Consider the following 9,857-nt stretch of genomic DNA (forward strand, 5'->3'; position numbering starts at 1 on the left):
GGGGCTAGGCACACCCGCGCCGCGCCGAGCAAGGCCCAGGCGAGTCGTTCGGACTTCACGAGAATGACGCGCGCCAGGACGAGGCCCGCCACCGCGAATTCGAGTCCGAGGTAGTACGTGTAGTCGACCCAGACCGGACGTTCCGCCACGTCGGTGGCCACGGTGGCCCAGGCATAGGCGGCGATCCCCAGGCCCACCACGACGAAGGCAACAAGCATCAGCCGAGGCATCACGAACGCGTCGCGCGGCGACGAGTGCGACGGGTCGGAGCCGGTGCGGTCAGGTCCCATGTCTGGGGCCTCTCTTCTTGGTCGAACGAGGAAACGGGTAGGTATGTGCACATTCCGGATCGACCAGATTTGCATACAATTCCCCCTGAGGATACGTCATACTGTGTCTGCACGGTACCCCCGAAGACACCGCGCGAACACAGGAGTAAGTCAGGTGGACTGCCCGGTTTCACCACGAGATGTGCTCGGTTCCGAGCTCGTTGGGCAGGCAATTGAGTGCAACACAACCGTCGGCGAGCGCCGTTCCGGTTTTCACGATCCACAGGGGGTACGCATGAGCCCATACGCTCTGACGCCGTCGGACCTGGTCCCGGCCCGATGAGCGGGAAACTGCGGGTCGGTGTCGTCACGGCCTTTCCCCCGGGCCGCAACAGCCTGAACGAGTTCGGCTTCCACCTCGTCAAACACCTCGCCCGGCAGGCCGAGGTCGGCGAGGTGCTGCTGTACGCCGACGTGACGGATGCCGGCAGTCCGGCCCCCCTCGACGGCGTGACGACTTATCCGAGCTGGACCTTCAACAGCGTCACGAATATCGTGCGACTCACCCGGGCGATCCGGCGCACACGCCCGGACGCCGTGCTCTTCAACCTCCAGTTCGCCACCTTCGGGGACAAACGCATCCCCGGGGCACTCGGGCTGCTGATCCCGGCCGTGCTGCGGTTGTTCCGGGTACCGACCGTCGTCGTGCTGCACAACCTCGCGGACAACGTCGACATGCAGGATGCCGGCTTCGCCGGCTCCGCGACGACGGCGCGCCTGATGAAGTTCGCCGGACGCATCCTCACCCGCGCCCTGCTCCGCGCCGACCTCGTGGCGCTGACCATCCCGCGCTATGTGGAATACCTGCAGGAGAGCTACGGCGCGACGAACGCGCTCCTCGCACCGCACGGAAGCTTCGAGGAGGTCGCATTCCCGTCTTTCGGCATACCGGACGGACGCCGGCGCATCCTCGCGTTCGGCAAATGGGGCACGTACAAGACCGTCGACGTGCTCGTCGAGGCATACCAGGAGCTCCTCGACCGCGGGTACGACGACCTCGAGTTGGTGCTCGCGGGTACGGACAGCCCGAATTCCGCCGGCTACATGCAGTCGGTCGCCGAACGGTTCTCCGATCTGCCTGACCTCGTCTTCACGGGCTATGTCGCCGAGGAGGAGGTGGCGCCGCTCTTCTCCGCCGCGACCGTCGTCGCCTTCCCGTACACGTCGACGACCGGGAGTTCGGGTGTGCTGCACCAGGCCGGGGAGTATGGTCGTGCCGCCGTGCTGCCCCGCATCGGCGACCTGATCGACATCATCGAAGAAGAGGGCTTCCTCGGCGTCTACTTCGAACCGGGTGACGCGACCAGCCTCGCCGACGCCCTGGCCGAGGTGCTCGACCACCCCGAACAGCGGGTGTCCCTCGGCCGCCGCAACTTCGCGGCCGCCTCGGGCATCCCGATGTCCGAGGTCGTGCACTGGCACCTGATCCACATCCAGCGGCTGCTCGACAGGCGGGCCATGCGATGACGGCGGAACCTTCCTCACGGACTCCCTCCCTGGTGGGCGGCGGTACCGCTCTTGCCGTGGCCATGATCGTGGCCAATGCCGGGAACTACGTGCTCAACCTGTTCCTCGGCCGGGTACTGACCCCCGCCGAGTTCTCGGATGCCAACCTGATGGTGACGCTCATGCTCACGATCACCTCGATCGCGCTCTGCCTGCAGCTCGTGGCGGCCCGCTTCGTCGGAATCTATGACGAGTCCGGTGATCCGGCCCGCTCCGACCGGCTCGCCCGCACCCTGCGCGGTTATGCGCTCGGTGCCGGCATCCTGACCGGGGCGATCCTCGCCGGAGGCAGCACCCTCTGGTCGCAGGTCTTCCACACCGCGTCGTTCTGGCCATTCGTCATCCTCGGCGCCGGAATGCCGTTCTACCTCGTGCAGTCCGTCGGTCGTGGTGTCATGCAGGGCCGGCTGCGCTTCCCCGGTCTCGCCACGTCCTTCGTGGTGGAGATGGTTGTGCGTCTCGGCTGCGGTGTGGCCCTCGTCGCACTCGGCTTCGGTGTCAACGGCGCGACCATCGGTCTCACGGCGTCGTTCGTCGCCACCTGGCTCGCCGTGAAGCTGCTCGCCAGGACCGGACCAGGGCTCACGGGTACCGCCCCCGACCTGGTCACGGTGCGCAGCTACGCCGCCCTGGTGTCGGTACTCCTGATCGGCCAGATCATCGCCAACAACAGCGACGTGCTCGTCGCAAAGGCATTCTTCTCCCCGGATGCCGCGGGGATCTACGCCGCGATCGCTCTCGTCGGGCGGGCGGTGTTCTTCCTGGCGTGGTCGGTCGCGACCGTCGTGTTCCCTGTCGTGGCTCGACGGCACGCGAGCGGCGGTGACACCGGCTCCCTGCTGACCGGCGGCATAGCGGCCGTCGCCGGGATCGGTGCCGCGTGCACACTGGGCGCGCTGGTCCTGGGCGGTCCCGTGCTGGGCTTCATCCTCGGCCCGGCCTACGGCGACCTCTCGGCGCCCCTCGCCGCATACGCGGGGATGACGACCCTCTTCGCCGTTGCAAACCTCGTAGCCAGCCACGAGTTGTCGCAGGGACGCAACACCCAGTCCTGGCTGCTGTTCGGAGCATCCGTCGTGCAGCTCGTGCTGCTGCTTGTCTGGCACGAGTCGACCGCGCAACTGATCATCGTGCAATTCGTGGCGATGGTGCTCCTGCTCGGCGTGATGGCCGCCCGGCACCTCCTCACCAGATCTTCCCCCCACATTCCCACCGAAGAAGGGTTGCCCCGATGACCGCGGAAACCGGCACCTACCAGGCCTATCGCAAGTGGGTCACCGAGAAGTCGACTGTGCCGCCGCGCGTCTCGGTCGTCATTCCGGCATACAACGAGGAGTGGCGAATCCTGCCGACTGTCGGTGCAATCGCCACCCACATGTGTTCGAGGGGCGAGCCCTGGGAGTTGATCATCGCCGACGACGGCTCCACGGACACGACAGTCTCCCTCCTGCAGGACCTGCGCTTTCCGAACATGACCGTGCTCGTCGCCGCCAAGAACACCGGAAAGGGCGACGCCGTCCGCAGGGGAATGCTCGCGGCCCGCGGTGAATTCATCCTGTTCGCGGACGCGGACCAGTCAACGCCGATCGAGCAATTCGACCACCTCATGGCGAAGATCGATGCCGGCTACGACGTCGTCGTCGGCTCGCGGGCAGCCGCCGGCGCGGCGGTGAGCGGAAAGAGCGCCCTGCGGAAGGTCCTGAGCCGGGGCCTGCACGTGATGGTGTCCGTCGGGTTCGGTATCGAGATCGCGGACACGCAGTGCGGCTTCAAGCTCTTCACCGCCCCGGCGGCCCGGTCGCTGTTCACCCTCCAGGTCGTCGATGGGTTCTCCTTCGATCTCGAGGTGATCTACCTCGCCGGGCGTCTTGGGCTGACCACGGCCGAAGTCCCCGTCGAATGGATCGACGCGCCCGGTTCCACGGTCGACGCCGCCAAGGTGAGCCTGCAGTTCGTCGCCGACCTCGTCAAGATCAAGGTCCACGACCTGCGCGGCGGGTACACCGTCACCGGCCATTCACCGGTCTCGCGAGCCTCGTCCCCCGCATCCGTCGCATCGATCAAATAGGAAATCACGATGAGAATACGCACCGAATCCGGAATCGGCCACACGACAGTCAGCCTTGCCGGCCGTTTCGACGCCCACGAGACCGCGGACTTCCGCAACGTCGTCGACCTCCTGATCCGACCGGAGAACGCGACCCTGCGACTCGACCTCTCGAACGTCGTGTTCGTCGACTCGAGCGCCCTCGCCGAACTGTTGCGCTCGCAGAAGGCTGCCAAGGCAATCGGCGGCGAAGTCATCCTCGTGAACGTCTCCGACCCTGTCCGGATCATCCTCGAACTGACCGAACTCCAGCAGGTCTTCACCCTGGAGTCCCGGACGGACCCGACCACGACCGCATCATGACCCCCGCTTCCCCCGAAACCCACCTGATCGAGAGCGACCTCGCCGACGCCGCTCTCGAACGCTTACTTGTGGCGGCCGGGGCCGGCGAGATCCACCGACCGCCCGGTTCCGACTGGACCGTCTCCGGGGACGCGGCCCCCGACGCCATCGACGCAGCCAACGCCATCCGCCGTGCGATCCACGGGATCTACTCCGCCCAGGACGACGTCACGGAAGCCCTGATCACAAGCCAGGACCACCTGATTGCCCTTCGGGCGCTCACCCAGGTGAACCTGAGCACCCTCGGCAGGTCCGAGGCCCTTCGCGACCTGCTCGACCAAGCCAGGGTACTGACCGCGTCGGACCTCGTCGCGATGGTCGACGATCGCCTGGTGCACACCACGGGAGGGCCGTCCGCGGACTCGCCCGAGCTCACGGAGGTCATCCGCGAGGCGACGAAGAGTACTGACGACCCGGAGCCGAGACTCGTCGGCCAGGGGAACGCTGTGATCGCACCCCTCAACGACCAGAGCGGGGGCATCCGCGCGCTCGCATTCCTCAGGACGAACGGACCGGTCTACACCACGGGCGACCTGCGCCTCGTCAGGGCGGCGGTTGCGGCCGCCGACATGCAGTTCGCGCTCACCCGGCTGCATCTCCTCGAGATCAAGCGCGCCACTTTCGAGCGCGAGCACCAGGTCGCATCAAGCCTTGCCCAGGCAGTCTTCTCCCAGCCTGCGCCGACCCTCTCCGGGGTCGAGGTGTTCTCCGACACCATTCCGGCGAGCCTTGCCGGCGGGGACTTCTTCGCCTTCGCCGTGGTGGGCGATGTGCTGTGGTTCACCGTGGGCGACGTCGCCGGAAAGGGTCTTCCCGCGGCGATGGTGATGACGCGTGCCGTCAGCGCCGCCCGGGTGGCCTTCCTCACCCACGACGCAGACGATCCTGCGGGGGCGATGTGCGCGATGGGCATCGAACTCTACGACTATCTCGACGATGTCGGACTGTTCATCACCGTCGCCCTCGGCGCATACCGGCCCAGTACGGGCGCCCTGCACGTGTGCAACGCCGGCCATTCCCCGGTGATGCTCGTCCTGGACGGGATCATAACGCTCATTCCGGCGTCAATGCCACCGCTCGGCGTGTTACCCGAGCCACGAGGTCGGACAGTGCGCTTCGACCTGCAGCGGAACGACGCACTGGTGCTCGGTTCCGACGGACTCGCCGAACAGGAGAACTCCAGCGGGGTGATGCTCGGCTACGACCGTCTGGCCGAACTCTGTGCCGAGCTCCCGGGAGAGTCCGCCGAGCGGCTCGGACACCATATTCTGGATGCCGTGAAAAGACACGCGGATGGAACCCCGCCCTCCGATGACCGCACCCTCGTCATCCTCCGAGCCGTGGAGGCGATTCATGACCGCGTCAGCTGACCCGACCGAGCTTGTCATCGAGGGCACAACGGCGATGGTCCGCAAGATCGGTCCGTGGCTGCACGGGGTGCTCGGCGAGCTCCCCGACGATGAGGCCGGCGCGATCGCCGCACGCCTGGAACTCGCCGTCCACGAGGTCGCGATGAACATCATCGACCACGCCGGCCTGCCGGTCGCTGCGGAGATCCGGTTCAGCGCCGGAATCACCGATTCCGTCGTCGAGATCTGCGTGACCGATCCCGGCCTGCCCTTCGACCCGGCCGGGGTCAGGATCCCTGTGGCCGGGGTTCCCCAGGAACGCGGATACGGCCTCATGCTGGTCCGCAAACTCGTCAACGATCTCGACTACCGCCGGGTCGACGCCGGGAACCGATGGACCCTCCGCGTCAACCGCACCCCGCCGGCCGACTCCCAGAAGACCGGAAATGAGCACCAGCCATGATCGATCCAGACACCGTCCGCACATCGAGGGACAGCGGCCTCACGGTCGGCGTCGCGACGCCGGCCGCCGGACTCACTGTTGTGACGCTCGGCGGTCGACTCGACGCCGTCGCCGCATCCGACCTGCGCGCCCGGCTCGACGAGTCCGACATAGCCGGATGCCCCCAGATCGTGTTCGACCTCGCTGCCGTCGATTTCGTGGACAGTGCCGGCCTCGCCGTGCTCGTCTGGCAGCGGCGTTCCTGCCGGGCACACGGTGGCGACGTTGTACTCGTGCGTCCGGACTCGGACAATGCGATGCGGGTGTTCCGGCTCACCCAGTTCGACCAGATCTTCCGGATGCTGCCGCAGCAGCAGGACGACTGAGGCCGCGCCATGACCGCCGAATCCCTGTCCAACACGGCCCTGGTCGTCGACGACGAAACCGTGTCCCGCCTCGTCCTCTCCCATATGTTGCGCAGGGCGGGCTGGGACGTCACCGAGGCCGACGATGTCGCCCCGGCGATCGCGCTCGCCCGGTCTGGCACCTTCACGGCGATCTTCTCCGACTTCTCGATGCCGGGCGGCACCGGTGTGGACCTGCTGAACGCGCTGCCACCGGCGCCGGCTCGCCCGCTCTTCGTACTCGTGACCGGCATCGTGGAACATTCCTCTGTCGGACTCGACCTCGCGAGCGTGATCGATGGGCACCTGATCAAGCCGATCAGCTCCCGCGCGCTCTCCGAGTGCCTCGCGACGATCCTGCCGCGCCAAAGGGACCGGTGAGTCGCGGCGTCACGCGTGCCCTGACCAGGACTGCGTGCGGCCTCGGCTGGCTGGCAGCAGGCGGCATGACCGCGAGCGCCCTGATCCGGGCGCTGTCCAGTGAAACCGAACCACTGCTGATCGGGGTGCAGGGCATCACGGTGTGGCTGCTCCTCCCGGCGTATCCTCTGCTCGCGGGCACGGGAATCGTGCTCGTGCGACGGGCCCGGCGGGCCCGCAGACGTTCCGACGGGCCGGCCCGCCTCAGGTGGCCACTCGCCCTCGGCACGGTTGCGCTCGCCCTCGTTGTCGTGCAGGCCACCCTGCTGATTCCGGCCATCGGATGGAACGGCCCGCGCACGGCACCCGTCGGCGCCACTCCGCTCCGGATCGTCAGCGCCAACGTCCTCCTCGACAACACCGAGCTCGCCACCCTCGCCGGCGAGCTCGTCGCGACGGATGCCGACGTGATCGTGCTCGAAGAGGTCACCCCCGAACACCTGGCCACGCTCGCCGCCTCGCCGCTCTGGGCGGCCTACCCGGAACGGATCCTCGACGCGCTCCCCGGATACCATGGCTCGGCGATCTTCTCCCGCCTGCCGATCGAAGACGGCGGCCCGATCGACGTAGCCGGGTCCCCGATGCTCGAGGCGCGCATCCACACGCCCGCAGGACTCGTACGGATCATCGATGTGCACGCGGTAGCACCCGTCACCTCGGAGAACACCGTGCTCTGGCGGGGACAGTACGCCGAGCTGGCCCGGATCGCGGCAAGCGACACCGGCACCCTCATCCTCGCGGGCGATTTCAACGCGACCCTCGACCATGCGCCGCTGCGGCGGCTCGTCACCACCGGGCTGCGGGACGCCTTCGTGGAGTCCGGCCGCGGTTTCGGGGCGACCTGGCCACGCTGGGACGGCGTCGTTCCTCCGCTGATGCGCCTCGACCACGTGCTCGTCAGCCAACAGGTCACGGTCGTCGCCGTGACCGACCAGACGAGCGCGGGGAGCGACCACCGCCGCCTCGTCGTCGACCTCGCCCTCCCGTCGTCGCAGAGTCCGTCGTCCCAGAGTCCTTCGTCCCGGAGTCCTTCGTCTCAGAGTCCTTCGTCTCAGAGTCCTTCGTCTCAGAGTCCTTCGTCGCCGGAGACTCCGACGCCATGACCCTGGTGACGGAGCCGGCCCCGGTCCCCGTTCCGGCAGCGGAGAAGGCGAGGGTGCACCGGCCGGAAGAAGCGCCGGACGGGCGCTCGCGCAAGGGCTTCGTGCGCCGCCACCGCCTGCTCTTCATCGCGCTCATCCTCGTGCTCGTGTTCCACGGCTCTTTGCTGCTCGCCGGAAGTTACCAGCGCACCTACGACGCCTACGTGCACATCTTCTTCGCCGACCACTACGCCAGAGACTGGTTCTCGAGCTGGGACACCCGCTGGTACACCGGGTTCTCCACCCTGAGCTACCCGCCGGGCGGCCACTTCATGATCGCGGCCCTGAGCAAGATCATCGGGTTGCGCCCCGGCTTCGTCGTCGTGCAGGTCTTCGCCCTCCTCAACCTCACCATCGGGGTCTACCGCTGGAGCGGCATCTGGGTCAACCGCACCTCAGCAGGCTGGGCGGCCATCGCCCTGGTGCTGGCGTCGTCCATCGCTGAAACCGTGCACGTCTTCGGCCAGCTTCCCACCACGCTCTCGCTCGGGTTCCTGCTCAACGGGCTGCCCTTCGCGAATACCTGGGTGCGCACCGGCAACCGGAAGGCCCTGCTCGCCGGGGTCGGCTGCATCATGGCCACCACGGCCTGCCACCATGTCACGACCCTGTTCGGATCGCTCTTCTTCCTCGGGCCGGTCCTGCTCGGGGCACTGGTGTTCGCCGTGCGCACCCCGCTCGCCGGCGAAAAGGACGGACACCCGCCGCGGTTCAGCTTCCGGCTGCTCTGGCCGCTGATCGCCCGCCGGATCCGCAGGGTGATGCCCTCCCTCGTGCGGACCGGGATCCTCGGGGCGCTGGTGGTCACTGCCCTGCTCTGCGTCGTCCTTCCGTACTGGCTGTACTCCAAGAGCGACCCGATCACCCAGGTCTCCATCCCGCACGCCAGCCGCGACAGTTTCCTGGTCAATGTCAACGCCGGCCTGGTCTTCTGGCTGATCCCCTGGGGCACGACGCTGCTCGTGCTGCCATACGCATTGATTCGCGGCATGGCGGGCAAGGCGTGGCCGCTCACCCTCTCCCTCGGCGTGCTCGCGTTCCTCGGCACCGGCGGCACCACGCCATTTCCCAAGATCCTCCTGGGCGGCGCGTACGACATCCTCACACTCGACCGCTTCACGTTCTGGGCGACCATCTCCATCCTGCCGCTCGTCGGTCAGTTCGTGTCGAGCGTCACGAACGGTTCGATCCGAGCCTGGCTGCTCGCGCATGTCGGGCGCACGCTCTCGGTGGTCCTTCCGGGCCTGCTGCTGGCCGCACACCTCACCACGACCCTCTACGCGGCGAACCTCACGCAGTACCGGGCATTCCAGCCTGCCCCGATCGACGTCACCCCGATCACGACCTTCATGAACAAGGATCAGCACTCCCAGTGGCGGTACCTCACACTGGGATTCGGCGACCAGATGGCCTGGCTCGGTGCCAATATGACCGCCGGAACCATCGACGGCGACTATCACTCTGCCCGGCAGCTGCCCGAGCTGACGTCCCGGCCGATCGAGCGCCTCGAGGGCGCGAAGTACTCCGGTGTGCCCGGGATCGGGAGCCTGCAACAGTTCCTGGCGGTGCCCGGCCGGTACTCGCTCAAATACGTCTTCAGCAACGATGCCTTCTACTCCCCGCTGCTCGACGCGAGCGGCTGGACCGACCTCGGTCCGCTCGAGAACGGCATCGAAATCTGGGAACGCTCCGACGTCGCCCCGCTGCCGACGAACGAGGTCTCGCACCAGGCACCGCTCTGGGAGCGCCTGTGGTGGGGACTGATCCCGCCCGCCTCCATCGCCCTGGCGCTTGTGCTCATGGTGTGGTCCCTGAT

11 protein-coding genes are annotated in these 9,857 nt (G+C 67.5%); 10 read left to right on the top strand and 1 reads right to left on the bottom strand.

Annotation, left to right across the window (positions count from 1 at the left end; translation table 11 throughout):
* Positions 1-290, bottom strand: a 290-nt coding sequence (locus QN357_RS15270) for a hypothetical protein (RefSeq protein WP_323505142.1), incomplete at its 3' end; no start/stop codon positions are given.
* Between the two features lie 318 nt (positions 291-608).
* On the opposite strand from QN357_RS15270, the gene QN357_RS15275 reads away from it, so the two are divergent.
* The 10 genes from QN357_RS15275 to QN357_RS15320 all read left to right on the top strand — a co-directional run.
* Entirely contained in the window at positions 609-1,796 is a 1,188-nt protein-coding gene (locus tag QN357_RS15275) for a glycosyltransferase (RefSeq protein WP_323505143.1), read from the top strand.
* On the top strand, positions 1,793-3,070 hold the full coding sequence (locus QN357_RS15280; RefSeq protein WP_134559333.1) for an oligosaccharide flippase family protein: 1,278 nt from the start codon (positions 1,793-1,795) through the stop codon (positions 3,068-3,070). The genes QN357_RS15275 and QN357_RS15280 overlap by 4 nt, the downstream gene beginning before the upstream one ends.
* On the top strand, positions 3,067-3,903 hold the full coding sequence (locus tag QN357_RS15285; RefSeq protein WP_134449090.1) for a dolichyl-phosphate beta-glucosyltransferase: 837 nt from the start codon (positions 3,067-3,069) through the stop codon (positions 3,901-3,903). The genes QN357_RS15280 and QN357_RS15285 overlap by 4 nt, the downstream gene beginning before the upstream one ends.
* 9 nt (positions 3,904-3,912) lie before the next feature.
* Positions 3,913-4,245, top strand: a complete 333-nt coding sequence (locus QN357_RS15290) for an STAS domain-containing protein (RefSeq protein ID WP_134449091.1) — start codon at positions 3,913-3,915, stop codon at positions 4,243-4,245.
* A complete protein-coding gene (locus QN357_RS15295; RefSeq protein WP_323505144.1) occupies positions 4,242-5,654 on the top strand; it encodes a PP2C family protein-serine/threonine phosphatase in 1,413 nt (470 codons plus the stop codon). The genes QN357_RS15290 and QN357_RS15295 overlap by 4 nt, the downstream gene beginning before the upstream one ends.
* Complete coding sequence (locus QN357_RS15300) at positions 5,638-6,096, top strand: ATP-binding protein (protein ID WP_166787369.1); 459 nt, start codon at positions 5,638-5,640, stop codon at positions 6,094-6,096. Before QN357_RS15295 ends, QN357_RS15300 begins: the two co-directional genes overlap by 17 nt.
* Positions 6,093-6,461 (top strand): STAS domain-containing protein, encoded by a 369-nt coding sequence (locus QN357_RS15305; RefSeq protein ID WP_134449094.1) that lies wholly within the window; start codon positions 6,093-6,095, stop codon positions 6,459-6,461. Before QN357_RS15300 ends, QN357_RS15305 begins: the two co-directional genes overlap by 4 nt.
* A 9-nt stretch (positions 6,462-6,470) precedes the next feature.
* Positions 6,471-6,860, top strand: a complete 390-nt coding sequence (locus QN357_RS15310; RefSeq protein WP_134449095.1) for a response regulator — start codon at positions 6,471-6,473, stop codon at positions 6,858-6,860.
* Positions 6,857-8,002: an endonuclease/exonuclease/phosphatase family protein gene (locus tag QN357_RS15315; protein WP_323505145.1), complete on the top strand. Its 1,146-nt coding sequence runs from the start codon at positions 6,857-6,859 to the stop codon at positions 8,000-8,002. Before QN357_RS15310 ends, QN357_RS15315 begins: the two co-directional genes overlap by 4 nt.
* The coding region (locus QN357_RS15320; protein ID WP_323505146.1) for a hypothetical protein at positions 7,999-9,857 on the top strand (1,859 nt) is incomplete at its 3' end. The genes QN357_RS15315 and QN357_RS15320, both read left to right, overlap by 4 nt.

This window comes from Cryobacterium sp. RTC2.1 (genome assembly GCF_035018685.1).
Taxonomy (GTDB): domain Bacteria; phylum Actinomycetota; class Actinomycetes; order Actinomycetales; family Microbacteriaceae; genus Cryobacterium; species Cryobacterium glucosi.